Source organism: Pseudomonas sp. o96-267 (assembly GCF_003935465.1).
GTDB lineage: Bacteria > Pseudomonadota > Gammaproteobacteria > Pseudomonadales > Pseudomonadaceae > Aquipseudomonas > Aquipseudomonas sediminis.
Window position 1 is genome coordinate 157,712 of the sequence record NZ_RHQP01000003.1, and the last position, 17,946, is coordinate 175,657.

9 protein-coding genes and 1 other RNA gene are annotated in these 17,946 nt (G+C 59.6%); 5 read left to right on the forward strand and 5 right to left on the reverse strand.

The annotated features are described in order from the left end of the window. Positions 1 to 63: 63 nt before the first annotated feature. The 3 genes from EGJ86_RS03195 to EGJ86_RS03205 all read right to left on the reverse strand — a co-directional run bounded on the left by EGJ86_RS03195 (position 64) and on the right by EGJ86_RS03205 (position 3,703). Complete coding sequence (locus tag EGJ86_RS03195) at positions 64 to 555, reverse strand: TIGR00645 family protein (RefSeq protein ID WP_004423362.1); 492 nt, start codon at positions 553 to 555, stop codon at positions 64 to 66. A gap of 139 nt (positions 556 to 694) precedes the next feature. Beyond that, complete coding sequence (locus EGJ86_RS03200) at positions 695 to 1,048, reverse strand: hypothetical protein (RefSeq protein ID WP_125834025.1); 354 nt, start codon at positions 1,046 to 1,048, stop codon at positions 695 to 697. Positions 1,049 to 1,213: 165 nt separating this feature from the next. After that, positions 1,214 to 3,703: a Lon protease family protein gene (locus EGJ86_RS03205; protein WP_125834026.1), complete on the reverse strand. Its 2,490-nt coding sequence runs from the start codon at positions 3,701 to 3,703 to the stop codon at positions 1,214 to 1,216. A gap of 218 nt (positions 3,704 to 3,921) precedes the next feature. Here EGJ86_RS03205 and EGJ86_RS03210 point away from each other — a divergent pair, with 218 nt between their 5' ends. Further along, a complete protein-coding gene (locus EGJ86_RS03210; RefSeq protein ID WP_177432752.1) occupies positions 3,922 to 5,775 on the forward strand; it encodes a DUF4105 domain-containing protein in 1,854 nt (617 codons plus the stop codon). A 65-nt stretch (positions 5,776 to 5,840) separates the two neighbouring features. Then, complete coding sequence (locus EGJ86_RS03215; RefSeq protein WP_125834028.1) at positions 5,841 to 6,086, forward strand: hypothetical protein; 246 nt, start codon at positions 5,841 to 5,843, stop codon at positions 6,084 to 6,086. 4 nt (positions 6,087 to 6,090) lie between these two features. On the opposite strand, the gene EGJ86_RS03220 is transcribed toward EGJ86_RS03215, so the two are convergent. Beyond that, positions 6,091 to 9,003, reverse strand: coding sequence for an ATP-binding protein (locus tag EGJ86_RS03220; protein ID WP_125834029.1), 2,913 nt, complete (start codon positions 9,001 to 9,003; stop codon positions 6,091 to 6,093). Positions 9,004 to 9,131: 128 nt separating this feature from the next. Here EGJ86_RS03220 and ssrA point away from each other — a divergent pair. The 3 genes from ssrA (at position 9,132) to EGJ86_RS03235 (ending at position 13,505) form a co-directional block, all read left to right on the forward strand. Further along, positions 9,132 to 9,523: a transfer-messenger RNA gene (ssrA, locus tag EGJ86_RS03225) on the forward strand. Between the two features lie 99 nt (positions 9,524 to 9,622). Next, positions 9,623 to 12,076, forward strand: a complete 2,454-nt coding sequence (locus tag EGJ86_RS03230) for a site-specific integrase (protein WP_125834030.1) — start codon at positions 9,623 to 9,625, stop codon at positions 12,074 to 12,076. 157 nt (positions 12,077 to 12,233) lie between these two features. After that, entirely contained in the window at positions 12,234 to 13,505 is a 1,272-nt protein-coding gene (locus EGJ86_RS03235) for a tyrosine-type recombinase/integrase (RefSeq protein WP_125834031.1), read from the forward strand. Positions 13,506 to 14,829: 1,324 nt separating this feature from the next. Here EGJ86_RS03235 and EGJ86_RS03240 read toward each other — a convergent pair. Further along, on the reverse strand, positions 14,830 to 17,931 hold the full coding sequence (locus EGJ86_RS03240) for a type I restriction endonuclease subunit R (protein ID WP_125834032.1): 3,102 nt from the start codon (positions 17,929 to 17,931) through the stop codon (positions 14,830 to 14,832). Positions 17,932 to 17,946 lie beyond the last annotated feature (15 nt).

A 17,946-nucleotide genomic window follows, 5' to 3' on the forward strand; every position in this document is an offset into this window, starting at 1 on the left:
GCTCAAGCCCATAAAGCAAAACGCCCGTCACGTTCGGACGGGCGGTTGCGAGGCGGCTTCGGATCAGTCGTGCTTGGTGACCTTGTCCAGATAGCCCATGGCGAAGGCAGAACCAACGAACGTCAGGTGAATGATCACGTACCATTTCAGGTACTCCAGATCGTAATTCTTCGCGTCCATGAACACTTTCAGCAGGTGGATGGAGGAAATCGCCACGATGGACGCCGCCACTTTCATCTTCAGCGAGCTGGAGTCCATCTTGCCGAGCCAGCTCAGCTTCTCGGTGCCTTCGTGAATATCCAGGCGTGAAACGAAGTTCTCGTAGCCGGACAGCATTACCATCACCAACAGCCCACCGACCAGCGCCATGTCGATCAGCGACAGGAGCTTGAGGATCACGTCGGCTTCGGCCAGGGAAAAGATCTGCGGCAGGATGTGATAAAGCTCTTGGAAGAACTTGACCGACAAGGCGAGCACGGCGAGAGAAAGACCGAAATAGATCGGCGCCAGCAACCAGCGCGATGCGTACATGGTGTTTTCGATGAAGCGTTCCATGGAGGGCTCACTGAAGGAGGGGAAAATCGCGGCGAGTATACCCATCGCATTGCACCAAAAGAAGGTGCCTGAGCACTGTGGATAACCCCAGCCCGGCGGCAACGCCCGGATTGCCCGAACGCGCCATGATTCGGGCGCTTCAGCTCTGTCCGTCGGTTTCAGGATGGCGCTGGAAGGGCCCGGCAGCGCTGTGCCGCTCACCATTGACCCGGCGTAACTCGGCCTGCAGGTGCAGACGCCAGATCGGCGCTTCAGAGCATTCGACGTAGCCCTGCAGAGCCAGGCTCTCGGCAATCGCCGCCAGGGCATCCTCGGCGACGGAAGGCCCATAGAACGGGCCTTGCGCCTTGATCGCGGAAGGCTGCGCCCCCGACATACCGGCGGCGCAAAGCAGTGTCCAACGTCCGTTGTCTCCTGCCAGTGGCCTGATCACGCATTCGATGCGAGTGACCAGGCCCAGGCATTGACGGGTGAGGCAGAGGCTGCGCGACATGGCGGCGACCCTCGCAGAATCCAGGCTTCAGCCTACACCCCGAGCAGCCGCACTGTGAAGGCCAAAGTTATCCACGCAATCTGTGGATAACTCTGTGCATGAGTAGTGAGCAACAATCAAGATGCACCTGCCCCGGGCGATCCGTGACAATCGTGCAATATTTGCTCAGCCCACAGTGCCTTCACCCTCTCCCTTCTTGCGCCGCGGCGCCTTGGCCGGTTTCACCGCAGCCGCCTCGGCTTCGGCCTTCGCCTTGTCCGCGTCAGCCGGCTTGATCTCTTCCTCCAGCCCGATCTCGGCGATATCGCGCAAACGTTCGACCACCCGAGCGTTGACGCTGCCTTTGGGAAAGCGCCCCTTTTCATCCGGGTGACCAGCCGCCTCGCCGACCAGCAGGCTCAGGGCCTCGTCGACATGACGCACGGCGTAGACGTTGAACTGGCCTTCTCGCACGGCCTGCAGCACGCGCTCGTCAAGCATCAGGTTGGCGACGTTGGAGTGCGGGATGATCACCCCCTGCTCGCCGGTCAGGCCACGCGCCTCGCACAGACGGAAGAAGCCTTCGATCTTCTCGTTGACGCCGCCGACCGCCTGCACTTCACCAAACTGGTTGATCGAGCCAGTGATGGCGAAGCACTGCTTGAGCGGCGTGCGCGACAACGCCGAGATCAACGTGCAGACCTCACCGAGTGACGCGCTGTCGCCGTCGACGTAACCGTAGGACTGCTCCAGGGCGATGCTTGCGGAAATCTCCAGCGGGAATTCCTGTGCGTAGCGGCTGCCGAGGAAGCCGGTGAGGATCATCACGCCCTTGGAGTGGATGGACTGACCCAGACTGACCTCACGCTCGATATCGACGATGCCACTGCCGCCGGGATAGACCGTGGCGGAAATCCGCGCTGGCACGCCAAAAGCCGAGTCGCCGACTTCCAGCACGGTCAGACCGTTGCACTTGCCCACCGCCGCGCCCGTGGTGTCGATCAGAATGATGCCGGCCAGCATGTCGTCGATGATTCGCGCCGACACGCGCCCGGTGCGGGTGGCCTTGGCCTTGAGTGCGCGCTCTATGTGACCGACATCGGTGAGGCCTTCTCCGGCGAGTTGGCGAATGAAGTCAGCCTCGCTGACCAACTGGAACAAATCGCCAATACGCGCCGACAGACGCCCCTGATGTTCAGCCAGGCGTGCGCTGTAGGTAGCCAGACGCGCCACGGCAGCACCAGTCAGCGGCGCCATACCTTCTTCCGAGGTGCGCGTCTTCATCAATTGCGCGAACTGCTCCAGGCTTTCCTCGGCGAGCGGGATGTCCTCGTCGAAGTCGACCAGGACGCGAAACATCTCCTGAAAGTCGGGATCGGCATCCTGCAGCGCGTAATAGAGCTGACGCGAGCCGATGATGATGACCTTCAGTTGCAGCGGGATGACCTGCGGGTTGAGCGTGACGGTGGCGATGCGGCCGAGATCACCCAGCGGCGACTCCATCTTCAACTGGCGCGAATGCAGGGCACGCTTCAGCGCTTCCCAGACGAAGGGCTCACCCAGCATTTTTTCTGCCTCGACCACCAGATAGCCGCCGTTGGCGCGGTGCAGCGCGCCGGGGCGCAGTTGCCGGTAGCTGGTGTACAGCGCGCCCTGATCGGAGCTGTATTCGATACGGCCAAACAGATTGTCGTAGGTCGGGTGCGACTCGAACACGACCGGCGCACCGCCGTTGGCATGGTGACCAACCACCAGGCTCGGGCAGTACATTTCCTCCAGCAGCTTGCGCAGTTGCGGGTCGGCCTTGTCGACATCCACCAGTTGCTCGACGGCGGTTTTCAGCAGGTTGACCTGCATGGCCTGGAGATAGGCGCAGACATCGGCGTTTTCCGCGTATTTCTCCGACAACGGTGCCAGCAGCGGCTGCAGGGCAACGGTAATGGTTTCTTCATTGAGCTGACGCAGCAGGTTGCTCGACTCACGCTTCCACTGCGGCAGGCTGGCCAGCTCCTCGTTGAGGCGCTCTTCCAGCGCGGCGATATCGGCGTGAAAGCGCTCGCGCTCGGCTTCGGGCAGTTGCGCGAACTCGGCTTCGTCCAGCGCCTTGCCTTCGGCCATTGGGGTGAAGGCGATATTGGTGCTGTCGCGGTACAGGGCCACGCCCTTCTCCAGCGACAGCCGCTCGATCACGTCCAGCGCCTGGTCGTAGCGCTTGTTGAAGCCACGATCGATGGCGCTTTTCTTCTGCTGGTAAGTCGGGGTTTCGAACACCGCCGGGAAGGTGGCCAGCAGGTTGTCAATCAGCAGGTTGATGTCGGCGATGAAATCGCTTGCGGTACCGGCTGGCAACTCCAGCGCACGCGGCTCGCGCGGTTCGTCGAAGTGGTTGACGTAAACCCGGTCGGCCGGCGTCTCCATGCGCTTGGCTTCTGCCTTGAGGTAACGCTGGACGAAGGAGAAGCGTCCGGTACCGGGCTCACCCATGACGAACACGTTGTAGCCAGGGCGCGGCATGGCCACGCCGAACTGCAGGGCTTCGACCGCGCGAGCCTGGCCCAGTACGCCGCGGAAGGGTTCGAGGTCATCGGTACTGCTGAAGTTGAATTGCTCGGGGGCGAAGGGGCGGGTCAGTGAGTCGGGGGCAAGGCGCAAAGCATCGAGGCTACGCTTGGACATTGGCAATCCTTATAGCGGGCGGAAGTTTCCGCAAAACATGGGGTGATTCTGGGCCTGTGGCGCGAAAGGGATCAAGGCTTGATTCAAAAAATGAAGAGCGGCTCAACCGTGATGCGCCGCGCAACGCCCACAATGGACACCGGCCAGCACTTGCGCAAAATGCCGACGTCGACTGCCTTGACACCAGTCTGCCGCGTGGCCAAAGCTCGGCCATCGCCATGACCAGAAGAACAGCGATCTTGAAACGGATATTCGCGGTCCTTGCCCTGAGCTTCAGCCTTCCCCTGCATGCTGCCACGCTCGAACAACTGGCCAACGATCCTTACTGGATCGCCCTCGGCCACTATGAAACCGGCAAGCTCGGCGGCTGGCGCAGCTATGTCGACGACGACGATTTCTTTCTCGCCGAAGATGGCGACAGCGACCCGGCAGCCGAACTGCATGCGACCCTGAAGGCGCTGTACCAACCTGCCGAGCTGGGCGACCGCCACCCGCAGTGCGTCTACCCGGCGCGCACTCGTTGGCTCAAGGCGCAATTGCAACTCGATGACCTGCCCAGCCCCGACTGCGCCGAATATCGAAACTGGTTCGCCGACGTCAATCCACACAGCACGGTGCTGGTGTTCCCAGCGGCCTACCTGAATAGCCCGTCATCAATGTTCGGCCACACACTGCTGCGCATCGACCAGGCCGATATCGACAGCCACAACACCGCACTGCTCAGCTACGCGCTGAATTTCGGCGCGTTCATCGAAGGTAACGACAACAGCATCCTCTACGCCTGGCGCGGCCTGATGGGCGGCTATCCAGGCCTGTTCGCCCTGGTGCCGTACCGTGAGAAACTCAGCGAATACAATCGCCTGGAAAATCGCGACCTGTGGGAATACCGGCTGAACCTGACGTCGGAAGAAACCGCGCGCATGGTCGAGCACGTCTGGGAACTCAAGCAGGTTCGCTTCGACTACTTTTTCTTCGACGAGAACTGCTCCTACCGCCTGCTGGAACTGCTGGAAATCGCCCGCCCTGGCATCGAGCTGACCGAACATTTCCCGCTGACCGCCATCCCCACCGACACCGTGCGCGCGGCCAAGGATGCCGGGCTGATCGAACGCATCGACTACCGCCCTTCGCGCGAGCGCGAACTGCTGGCCCGCGCTGAACCGCTGGAGCGCGACGAACAGGCCTGGGTGCTGCGCCTGAGCCAAGACCCAACGCAACTCGACGACAGCGCCTTCCTCGCCATGCCGGCGGAACGCCGTGCCCTGATCCAGGACGCCGCCTTCCGTCTGGTGCGCTACCACGCCAACGATGAAGAGCGCAGCAGCAACGCCCAGCGCAGCTTCCAGCTACTCGGCGCGATCAATCGCAACCCGCCACCGCCACTGGCAGTCGAGCGCCCGCCGCTGCCTGAGGAAGGCCACGAATCACGCACCTGGCAACTGGCTGGCGGCAGCCGCGATGATCGCGCCTTTGCCGAGTACGGCCTGCGCATGGCCTACCACGACCTCACCGACAACCTCGACGGCTTCCCACTCGGCGCGCAGATCGAGATCTTCCAGCTCAAGCTGCGCCAGTACGAAAACAACCACTGGCAGTTGCAACGCCTGGATCTGGCCAATATCCGCTCGCTGACACCACGCAACGCCCTGCTGCAGCCGCTGTCCTGGCAGATCGGCGGCGGTTTGGAGCGGGTGCTAGGCGAAGATGGCGATAGCCGGCTGGTCGGCCATATCAGCGGCGGCGCCGGCGCCACCTGGCAGTTGCACGACGACCTACTGGGCTTTGCCCTCGGCACCGCACGCCTGGAATACAACGAGGACTTTGCCGCCGTCATCTCTCCGGCACTCGGATTCAACAGTGGACTGCTCTGGCGCAACCCGCTGGGCAACATGACCCTGGAAGCTGCAGGCGATTACTTCCACAACGGCGAAGTGCGCCGACGTCTATCGCTCAACCAGCAATGGGAAGTTTCGCGCAACCTCGGCCTGCGCCTGAGCGCCCAGCGCGAATTCAGCCAGCTGGCCAGCCCGGTCAATGAAGTGAAACTGGAGCTGCGCTGGTATCACTACTAAAGGGCAACACGCAGAAGGCGGGCTTCTATACTGAAATCTCCTTCACCCGTTTCAGGAGAGTCATCATGCGTCGCACGCTCATGTTTCTCGCCGCTGCCCTGGTCAGCCTGCCGTTGTGGGCCATGCACTGCCCGCAGGACATGGCCAAGATCGATGCACTGCTGCAAAGCGATCCACCGTCCGACCCAGAGGTGCTGGCCAAGGTCAAGGAGCTGCGCGCCGAGGGCGAAGCCCTGCACAAGGCTGGCGATCACACCGAGTCGGTCAAGGTACTCGGCGAAGCCCTGGACCTGCTGTCGGCCAGCGAGTGAAGGGTCAGAAGCCGCTGTAAAGCAGACCCAGCGCCACCTGCCTGACCTCTTGCAGATCCACCGGTTTGCTCAGGCAGGCTGACGCTCCGCGTGCCCGAGCATCCTCGAACAAGCGGGCGTCAGCCACTGCGCTGATCACCATCACCGGCACATCACGCAGGCGAGGCTCGGCGCGCATGGCGTCGAGCACCTCGAGTCCGCTGCCGTCGGGCAAATCGATATCCAGCAGCACCAGCGCTGGTTCACTGTCCTGCAATTCGGCTAGTGCCCGCTGGCAGGACCCCACTCCCCTGACCTCGGCAAACTCACGCAAGGATGCCTGGAGAATCTTCATACAGGCCGGGTGATCCTCCACGCACAGCACCTGTACCAGACTTTTCACGACCTGCGCCGGCGCCTCGGCTGCCTCGTCAGCCTGTCCATCAGGGCTGGCAGCACTGGGTATGTCAAGCCAGAAACGGCTGCCCACTCCCGGTTCGCTGCGCACGCCGATCTCGCCATTCATCAGCGTGGCCAGTTCGCGACACAGCACCAGGCCGATACCGGTACCGGGAATGTTCGAGCTGTCCCGGCCGAGGCGCTGAAACGGCTGGAACAGCTGCGCCTGTTGCTCGCTGGAAAGCCCTGGTCCGGTGTCGTCGACCCACAATCGCACACCGTCGGCACGCACCTCGTAGCCCATGCGAATCATCCCGCGCGGGCTGTTGTACTTGATCGCATTGGACAGCAGGTTGAGCAGAATCTGTCGCACCCGACGTGGGTCGCCCTGCACGAACAAGGGCGGATCGGCCGCCTCCATTACTTGCAGTTGCAGCTGTTTTTGTTGCACTTCGGGCTGCACCAGCTCGGCACAGCCCTTGAGCAGTTTGCCGATATCGATCGGCTGGAATTGCAACTGCTGACGCCGGCTTTCGATGCTCGACAGATCGAGGATGTCATCGACCAGCGAGGTGAGATGGCGGCTGGCGCTGACGATCTCACGCGAGTAGTCGGTCTCCAGCTTGGCATCGTGCTTGTCCTGCGCCTCCATTTCGATCAACTGGGCGAAGCCATGAATCGCGTTGAGCGGCGTGCGCAGCTCGTGGCTCATGCTCGATAGGAAACGGCTCTTGGCCTGGCTGGCGGCGAGTGCCTCGAGACTGGCGTGACGCAGGTCATCTTCCACCTGCTTGAGCCGGGTGATATCGACGTGCGTGCCGGCGATTCGCAGCGGCCAGCCGCTCTCGTCACGCAAAAGAACCTTGCCTCGGCTGAGCAACCAGAGGTACTCGCCACGGCAATCGAGATAGCGATACTCAGCGTCGAAATATTCCTCGCCATTATCGGCGAACAACTTGCGCAGATGGCGCAGGCGCTCCAGATCATCTGGATGCACGCGCTGGTTGAATTCGCTCAGCGTCAGATGCCTCGCACCCAGGCCGAAACGCCGCACGAAGCGCTCGCTGAGATCGATGGTGAGATCACGCGTATCGATCTGCCAGAGACTTTCAGTGGTGCTCTCCAGCACCAGTTGCAGGATGCTTTGTGCCTCCTGCCGCTCATGCTCACTGGCCTTGAGCTGCTTGCCGGCCTGCTGCACGGCATCGGCCAGGCGGCTGACCTCGGCGATATGGCTGTCCGGTGCGGCGGGCAGATACTTGCCCTGACCGAGACTGGCGGCCATGTCGACAATGCCATTGATGGGCCTCGACAGCTGGTCGCTTAGGTGGCGCGAGCGCAGCCACATCAGGGCGAAGAACAACAGGTAGAACCCGGCCAGGCCTGCGATCAGCAGGTAACCGATCTGCATGTAGCGCTCGGCCAGCTGGTTGGTGTCATGGAAGATCTGCTCCTCGTCCACCACCAGCAACAGGCGCCAGCCGGTCTGTGGAATCTCGCTCCAGGCCACCAACTGTTTGCGGCCACCGAGCATCACCTCCTGCGCGCTGCCATTACCTTCATTCATCGCCTGCAATAGCGACGCCATGCCCTCGCGCTTGGTGAGGTTGAAGTCTTCGGGCTTGAGCACCTCACGGCGCACGGCTTCATCGTAGGAATACTGGGTCAGCTCACGCAGACCGAAGTCCCGTTCCCCGGCCTTCGGCAACGCCATGATGTTGTGGTCATGGCTGACCAGCATCGCGTAGCCCTGCCAGGGCACGTTGAGCTCGGCGATTTCACCCAGGATCTGGCCGATGGTCACGTCGAGACCGACCACACCTTCTAGAAAATCGTCGCGATACACCGGGGCGATAGCCGACATCATCCAGCCTAGGCCGGCGGGGTCGAGATACACCTCGGTCCACATCACCTTGCGCTGCGGGTTGTGCTTGGCGTCAGCCAGGTAATAGAAGTTGTAATCAGGTATCACCATGTCGTGGGGATACTGCGCGGGCGTATCGAACCAGGGGTAAATGCGGTTGTAGCTATCCCAGGTGTTGAAATACAGGGCTGCCACCAGCGGGTTGGCCTGGCGGATAGAACTCATCAGCGGATCGAGCTGCGACAGGCGCATCACCTTGGCGTGATCCTGCTGTGCCAGCGGCGTGCTGTTGGCATAGAAGGAGGCCGCACGCCCGTCATCGCTGCGGGTATAGAAGACGCCGTCGGTCACAGCATGACGCTGACGCTCGAGTTCGTCAGCCTCAAAGCGGGTATCGAGCAGGGCCTTGTGGGTGGCATCACGGTACACCTGCACCAGCGACTCGATCGAGCGCAGGCGACTGTCAATGATCTGCCCCTCACGCAACGCCGCGCTAGCCAGGTCCTTGACCGCCGTCTCCTGCAGATGGCCGATCTGCGCATCGCGAATCGCCTGGTTGCTTAGCAGATACACCGCAATCAACACCGACTCCACCAGAATCAGCGGGATCAGTGCGCTTTGCACAAACGCGCGCCAGATCCACTGACGGAGAGGGTAGCGGCTAGAACTCGGCATTACGGCTCCTTTGCTGAGGGCGCAGGCAGATGCGAGGCGCCATCATAGCCTCCCCGGACGGAATCCGCAGTCGACGCTGAGGAACCTTTGCCGTACACTTCACGTCCTATCTGTAACCGAAAAGTTTTGGGGCCGATTAGGATTCGACGCCGGTAGCGAAGCTCGAGGTGCATGCCGACTTGGTAACAGAAGTCGTAAATAAACTGTTGCAACTTTCTATAGTTGCCAATGACGAAAACTACGAGGGCTACGCTCTCGCTGCGTAAGCGGCGCGACTAGTCCTTCTGGTAGCTTCGGCTCCAGCGATCACTAGGGGATGCCTGTAAACCTGAAGTGATTGTCATGCAGAACAGGATCGCCGCGTAGTACGTTGTGGACGAAGTGGCTAAAACTTACACAACTCGCCCAATGCACCCTGCCCGTCGGGCGGCTGAGGGTTAACTCAATAGACACGGCTAAGCATGTAGTACCAACAGTGGAGAACTGGCGGACGGGGGTTCAAATCCCCCCGGCTCCACCAAATAAAGCCTGGAACCCGTCTAAAACGCGGGTTTCAGGCACGATTTGATGGCACTGGATTTCACACAGTCCAACTGTGAATCCAAATAGGTATGCCATCATGTCCAAGCGTCAAAGCAAAACCGGTGTTCAGCACCTGGTCTATCAAGCCAAAACTGGCTTCCAGTACTACTTCACCTTCCCGGGCTATATCGGCAATCACCCGCAGCTACCAGCACAAATCCGCTGGTCACTCGGCCATGATGAAGCGCTCGCACGCGATCTCGCCCAATATCTCAACCCGCGTTTCGAAGATCTGATGAGGCGCAGCAGCGCCGACACGATTGAGCTGGATCCTGAGGGCTTTCTGTCAAACCTGGCCATTGTTCACGCCGAAATCAGCCGTTTTACGGAGAGCCACCTGAAAATCTGGGCGCTCCGCCCTGCACCTGCCGTACTGGCTAACTCTGATCTGAGCGCCGGGCATGAGCGCCTGCTGAAAGAGTGCCAAGAGCACATCGTGCTCTATTGCAATGAACCAGGCGGGGAAATCCACTTCGCCTTGTATCCGAGCGAAGCCCTGCGCCAAGCCCTCAAATTCGGTTTCACCCGCTTTGACTGGCCGCTCGGCACTAACGACCCAGTCACCGCCAACGCGGCTGCCGCTTACATCTACAGCGCAATCACAGTGCTGGAAACCACCCCGATGGCTAAGAACATCTTCAAAACCGGGCATCCACTTATCACGATGCTGTCGTTCTACGAGTACCTGTGTTTTGCCCGCCCCGACCAGGGTCGCCATCTGCTGCATATTCCGCCGGGCCTTCCACGCTCCGCGCACAGCGTAATGTTTCACTTCAGCCGGATCTCGGGACAGCTCGACCGCCTAACCCTCTGCCAAAACTTTCAAATTCTTCAGGAAGAAAGCGGGCTCTATACGCTCCTTATTCCGCTGACCGGCGCGCGGCTCAATGGCGTGCCTTGCCACCCCGACAAACTGCGGGTCGAACTGCTTACTAGTTCACCGATCCTCGCGTCGATCCTGCTGCATTTCAGCCTCGGCCAGATCGACAAGATTCTGGTTAAAAGCTTCATCGAAGCCCCTTCAGCGGATGCCTACGAACGCGCCCTGCAAGAAATTCAGGACCTGATCCGGCGCATGCTTGGCCCCATCCCACCTGCAGAGCCCATGTACACCCTCCCCGACATGAGCGCGGCAAACGACGCCGTCACAGCACCCCAGGACGCCGGCACGCTTGCACTGCTGAATGCTCTCGGCAGTGTTTTGTCACCCGCCCAAAACGCAAAGCTACAAGCCTTGTTTGAGGCACCCGCCTCCAACGACCTGCTGATCCAGCCACCACTCACTCATGAGAACTGCCGGCACTTCGGCGCTCTCATCCGGGAGTTCGAAGAGCGCCAGGTACGCGAAGGGGCATGGAAGAATCCGCGCACCCGCATCACCATGCATGCTCGCCTGGAAGGACTTGCAGAGCTAATCGGCGGTCATCGCCCACTCAGCACGCTGACCCGCGCGGACTTCAATGCTTTGCGCGATCAGTTGCGCAGCTACCCCAAAAATCGTCATCGCTTGCGCGCCACTCGCTATCAGCCCCTAAGTCAGATTATTCAGAGCGGCAAGTACGAGCCTTTGAATGCCAGGACAGCGAAGAAGTTTTTCGAGCTGGCACGCGCGCTCATCAGCTATGCGCACGACCAGGGGTATTTGAAAGAGAATCTGGCTGCCGGACTTTCATTCAGCACCAAAGGCGCAGCCGCGCCACGGAAGCGCACCTATACCCCCAGACAGATTGAGCAACTGCTCAATGGCCCGGTCTATACGCTCAAGTCGCCGCCGCGCTGGCGCCTGGATGACTACCGCTTCTGGCTACCCCTGCTCGGCCTCTACACTGGCGCTCGCCTGAGCGAGCTTTGCCAGCTTCGGCTCGGCGATATTCGTGAAGAGCTTGGCGTATGGGTAATCAGCATCAGCAGCTCCGGGGCGCGGCAGCTGAAAACTGTCGACTCGGAGCGCCTCGTGCCGCTACATAAGGTCATTCTTGAAGCCGGCTTCTTGGCGTTTCATCAGCAGCGCCTGGAGGCAAATGGCAGTGATCTGTCAGCGCCGCTTTTTGAAAATCTTCGCGTGTATGGCGACCTTTCGCCCGGGCACACAGCCAGTCGCTGGTACCGGGGCTCAGACAAAGATGACAAAGGCTATTTGGGACAATGCGGACTGGGCGATGACGAACTCACCTTTCATGGCCTGCGGCATACGTTCATTCAGCAGTTCCGTCGACAAAAGCTGGACATGCTGATCGGCAAAGCCTTGGTCGGCCACGCCGACCGCAGCACCACTGGCGGCTATGGCGATTGCTACCCGAGCTATGTGCTGAAAGAGGAGCTCGACAAGATCGACTTTGAGGCCTCGACTACGCACATCCACTACAGCCACTACAAGGCGCTGCAAGCCAAGCAAGGCGTCTTTCGCATCGGCCGCCCAGCTGGAGTCGACAAGGCCAAGGCCACCGGTTGGGCTGAAAAACGGCACTGGCAATCCCGCATCACCCGATAGCTGAGGCGGCGCGGGGAGATCGCCCTCCCCGCACTGAAAAAAAATCTATTGACAACTTGTCAATGGAGGCAGATAATTATATTATTTTGCAATTTTCATATTTACTGGTTACATAGCCAGTGATATTGTGGTGCCTCAATTAACTAGTGAGGCACCTATGAATGCTGTAAACACTCCGCACCTATCCGCTCCAATCCTCCACGGCCTAACCCTGGTGGCCGCCCCCGGGCATGAAAAAAGCTTGGAGCTGGCACTACCGCACCTCTCCAGTATTGCCGACGCGATTTATCGCTTTCATCACTCCCCGCTCCTCAGCGAATTTTTGGATACAGTTCTGGCTCGTTTCCTTCGCGAAAACGACTACGCCCCCAAGACTGCCTACATGATCCAAGCCCGGATGGCCAAGCTGAAGTCAGTACTCACCGAGGACAACCCACAGCGCCGAGTGTCGGAGTTGGGCAGTGCTGACATTGATGCGATCCGGGATAAGCTCCCGCTGCTACTCAGAAAAGGCAGCACCTCAGGAAGCCAGGGAGAAAACCTGCAGGCCTACTATCAGCTGTTCAATCGCATGATTAACGAGGCACTGAAGGGAAAGCTGATCGCCGATGAAGAGCTCAAAGCCGAGGGCTGCCAGACCACCAAAGCAAAGGTCACCAAGTTCTTTTTGGATTCCAATCTGGTCAGCCTCTTCAATAGCTGGCCCTATCAGAACTACGCGCCAGGCACACCGGCAGCGCAAGTTCGCCAAGACGCACATAGCTACTGCTTTTGGCTGATGCCGCTTGGGCTCTTCACCGGTGGCAGACTCAACGAAATCTGCCAGCTACGTGTTAGCGATGTGTTCCATGACGCCCATGGCGTGCCCCTAATCAGTATCAACGCCCATGGCTTCAACAAGTCGCTAAAGAATGCGCAGTCGGAGCGCGAGATCCCAATTTGCTCGAAGCTGATCGAAATGGGCTTTCTGGACTTCGTCGAGGAACGCCGTCAGTCCGAAGGACCTGATGCTTTGCTGTTTTCAGAGCTTCGCTTTGACGAAAAGCACCTATATTCACGTGCTGCGAGCCGCTTCTTCTGCGGCCCAGTCACAGGAGCCGGCTTCATCGGACAGCATTGCCCAGTTGCACTCAGTGGCGGCTTCACTTTTAAAAGCTTTCGTCGCACTTTCGCGGTACAGCTTCAGAAGTCCGGCGTGCCAGCAACCGTTATTGCAAACCTGCTGGGTCATAACAGCGATATGCTCGAAGTCACCCGCGAGCACTACCTCGATAAGCCGCAGTCCGTGTTTTTGCTGGATACCTTGGAGCGATCCCTGAGCTACAACCTGCCCCTAGGCGCCATAAACTGGCAGCATTTCAAGAATTTGATGAGCAGCCAGAAAGGACGTAGCAAGCGAGGCCGGAAAGCCAAGAAAACGCTGCACTAGCCCCTTCATTCATAGCAGAAGGGCACCATCATCAGCTGGAGATGATGCGATGAAGGATCAATAAAGGCCGCCGTCAGTGCGGCCTTTTTGCATTTTTAGAAAGCTTTCAGACATCAGCGATACTACCAGCCTGTCGCAGAACGCTGATGCGACCAGAATGCCGCCGGCACTGGGTCATCACATACGGCTACCACCTTGGTTTTTTTGACCGGTGGCATATCACCTCATGTACTGAGACCCAATCGTGTATTAGCGACACCGCAATGCGACACACTTGGGCTGTCGCACGCTCACGCTGCGATACGCGCCCCCTGTCGCATGAACTGACTACGACACACCCAGCATGTCGCACATGCTCATTGCGACACCCATACCGTGCCTCAAGCGGTACCGGCAATGTGGTTGCAGATTTGCGACACAACCTTCGTGTCGCACGGTCTGGCCTGCGATATTCAGGGTGTATCGCAGAACATCAATGCGACACTCTCGGTCTGTCGCACGCGCGCATTGCGACACTCCAACCATGTCGCACTCAGTTGCTGCGATACACCATGCGTGTCGCACACACGTTTTGTGACACCCGGATCGTGCCACTAGAGGCAGTTTGAGTGCCACTAGTGGCACTGGAGGAAGCCGGGACTGACACCGTACTGGCCTCTAGTGGCGCAAAACGTGCCAAAACTGGCACTCCTTTTTTTGGTTATATTATCGCTGCAACCCTTGAAAACACTGACTTCGGTGACTTTTTTCATAACCAAATCACCACCGCATGGCGAGCATTTTGAATGAAGCTTCTTCTGCATGGCCATCAGCACTTTTTTGACGCCGAGCTCGTCACTGCGGCGCCACTAGCGCTGGCTACTTTTTGAATTTGATCGCAAACGGCATGAGCAGCTAAACGCCGCACCACCCGCAAGGCCGTCTTTTCAGCCCGGCCTGCCGGGCTGGCTAAGCTTTGACTTTGACAACAAATACACGGGAGGGGGCGTACTTGAAGCAGCCGTCCAGGCGATTCTTCAAGTACGCCCCCTCCCCCCATACTTGAAATCTTCAAGTATGGGGCAGTTGGGCGTTTTGATCGTTTGTGAGGTCAGCGTAACGAATGTGAAGCGAAACCGAGCAAAGGAGCAAAATGGTCGACTGCCTTCGCGCAGCGACAGGCTTTGTTGTCAAAAAGCAGCTTTTCACTCGCCGCAGGTGAGTGGCTGGTCATTCGATGCGGAGCATGGCTTGGCATGACTTAGACCGAGACCGCCAACATACTTCCACCGCTTCCACGTCAGCTTACGCTTGGTCAAATCGACCTCAACACGCTGAGGCACAACTACATCCACGCCTCACACAGCGTCTCCGCCTGCGCCAGTACCAGCTGCGCCGCCTCCTCCTGCTGATCCGGCGGGTATTTGTATTTGCGCAGGATGCGCTTAACCAAAAGCCTCAGTTTGGCACGCACACTGTCTCGATTACTCCAATCGACCGTTACGTTCTGGCGCAGGCTGTCGGTGAGTTCATGGGCAATCTTGGCGAGAATCTCGTCACCCAGCTCACGTACCGAAGCTTCGTTATTAGCCAAGGCATCGTAGAAAGCCAATTCATCGTCATTCAGCCCCAACTGGTCACCGCGCTTGCTGGCAGCGGCGAACTTCTTGGCCATCTCGATTAGCTCTTCGATGACCTGGGCGGTTTCGATGGAACGGTTCTGGTAGCGCTTGATTACGCTATCGAGCAGTTCAGAGAACTTCTTCTCCTGGGCCAGATTGCTGGCGAACTTGCTCTTGATCTCGCCTTCCAGCAGGCGCTCCAGCAACTCAACGGCGAGGTTCTTCTCCGGCAGGTTGCGCACCTCGGCTAGGAACTCGTCATCCAGCAGGCCGATATTGGGCTTGTCCAAGCCAACCGCCTCGAACACATCCACCACTTCACCCGAGACCACCGCATTGCCGATGATCTGGCGGATGGCAAGCTCGCGCTCTTCGTCGGTTTTCTTCTTGGCACTGATCTCGCGCTTGGTCAGCAGCACCTTGATGGCCTGCAGGAAGGCAACTTCCTCACGTACCGCCTTGGCTTCATCGAGCGTGCAGCACAGGGTGAAAGCCTTGCTCATGGCCAGCGCGTTGTCAGCAAAGCGCTTCTTGCCATCCTCCAGACCCAGCACATGGTTGGCTGCACCGGCCAGCAGCTTGTGCCCGCCAGTCAGGAAGTCGCTGTAATCGAAGCCATGCAGCAGGCTGCGCAGCACATCGAGCTTTTCCTCCAGCACCGAGTAGGCTTCGTGGGCGTCCACTGTGGGTCGCCCCCTACCCTTGCTGGCGGTGTATTCCTTGAGCGCCGCCTTCAGTTCGTTGGCAATGCCGATGTAATCCACCACCAGGCCACCCTGCTTGTCCTTGAAAACCCGGTTCACACGGGCGATGGCCTGCATCAGATTGTGACCCTTCATCGGTTTGTCGACATACAGGGTATGCACGCAAGGTGCATCGAAGCCAGTCAGCCACATGTCGCGGACTATCACCAGTTGCAGCGGATCGGCAGGATCCTTGAAACGCTTCTCCAAGCGTTTCTTCACCTGGCCGGGATAAATATGCGGGCGCAGCAGTGCCTTGTCCGAGGCACTGCCGGTCATGACGATCTTCACTGCGCCCTTCTCCGGATCCTCGTCGTGCCATTGGGGGCGCAGGGCGATGATCTCGTTATACAGGTGCACGCAGATCTCGCGGCTCATGGCCACCACCATGGCCTTGCCACTTTGCGCCTGGTTGCGCTCCTCGAAGTGCGCCACCAGGTCGGCCGCCACGCTCTTGATACGCGGCTCGGCCCCCACCACCTTTTCCAACGCGGCCCAGCGCGATTTCAAGCGTGACTGCTGATCTTCTTCCTCATCCTCGGCCAGTTCGTCGACCTCGTCGTCGATATGCGCCAGCTCCGAGTCTTTGAGCGACAGCTTGGCCAGCCGCGACTCGTAGTAGATGGCTACGGTGGCACCATCTTCCTTGGCCTGCTGCATGTCGTAGACGTGGATGTAGTCACCAAATACCGCACGGGTGTCGCGATCTTCACTGGACACCGGCGTACCTGTGAAGGCCACAAAAGTGGCGTTGGGCAAGGCATCACGCAGGTGCTGGGCATAACCCACCTGATAGCGGGCACTTGCCTCGGCAACCTTGAGGTCCGGCGCCTTCAACGAGGCACTGAAGCCGTACTGGGTGCGGTGCGCCTCGTCGGCCACCACTACGATATTCGAGCGCGTGGACAACACCGGGAAGCTGTCTTCATCCTCACCCGGCATGAACTTCTGGATGGTGGCGAAGACAATGCCGCCACTGGGGCGGTTGGCCAGCTTTTCGCGCAGATCGCCGCGGGTGGCCACCTGCACCGGCTGCTCACGCAGCAAATCCTGGGACAGCGAGAACACGCCGAACAACTGGCCGTCCAGGTCATTGCGGTCGGTGATCACCACGATGGTCGGGTTTTCCATCGCCGCTTCCTGCATCACCCGCGCAGCGAAGCAGGTCATGGTGATGCTCTTGCCCGAACCCTGGGTATGCCAGACCACCCCACCCTTGTGCGTGCCGCCTGGGCGCGAGGCGCTGACCACCTGTTGGATGGCCGCACGCACGGCATGGAACTGGTGATAGCCGGCAATCTTCTTCACCAACCGGCCGTCATCCTCGAACAGCACGAAGTAACGCAGGTAATCCAACAGCATCGCCGGCTGCAGCACACCCCGCACCAGCGTCTCCAACTCGTGGAACTCACCCAGCGGGTCGACGTTCACACCATCGATGGTGCGCCAGCGGGCAAAGCGCTCGATATCTGCCGACAGCGAGCCCATACGCGCCTCGCTGCCATCGCTGATCACCAGAATCTCGTTGTAGTGGAAGACGTCCGGAATCTGCTCCTTGTAGGTCTGGATCTGATCGAACGCCTTCACCAGATCAGCATGCACATCCGCCGGGTTCTTCAGCTCCAGCAGCACCAGCGGCAGGCCGTTGATGAACAGAATGATGTCGGGCCGACGCGTGTGCTTCGGCCCTTGAATGCTGAACTGGTTGACCGCCAGCCACTCGTTGGCTCGCACATCAGCCCAGTCGATCAACCGCACGAAATCGCCGCGGGTCTCACCGTCCTTCTGGTATTGCACCGGCACACCGCCGACCAGCAGACGATGAAACAGGCGGTTGGCCGACAGCTGCACCGGCACGCCCAACTCCAGGACCTGGCGTAAGGCGTCCTCACGCGCCGCCAGCGGGACCTGCGGATTGAGTCGAGCGATGGCCGTGCGCAGGCGCATGGTCAAAAGCACGTCGCGATAGCTCTCGCGCTCGGGGTTATCGCCGTCGTGGGCGATATCCGGGCCGTAGAGATGCGTGTAGCCCAACCCGACGAGCCATTCGAGTGCTTCTTTTTCCAGCTGATCTTCGGTCATTTCACTGCCTTACCT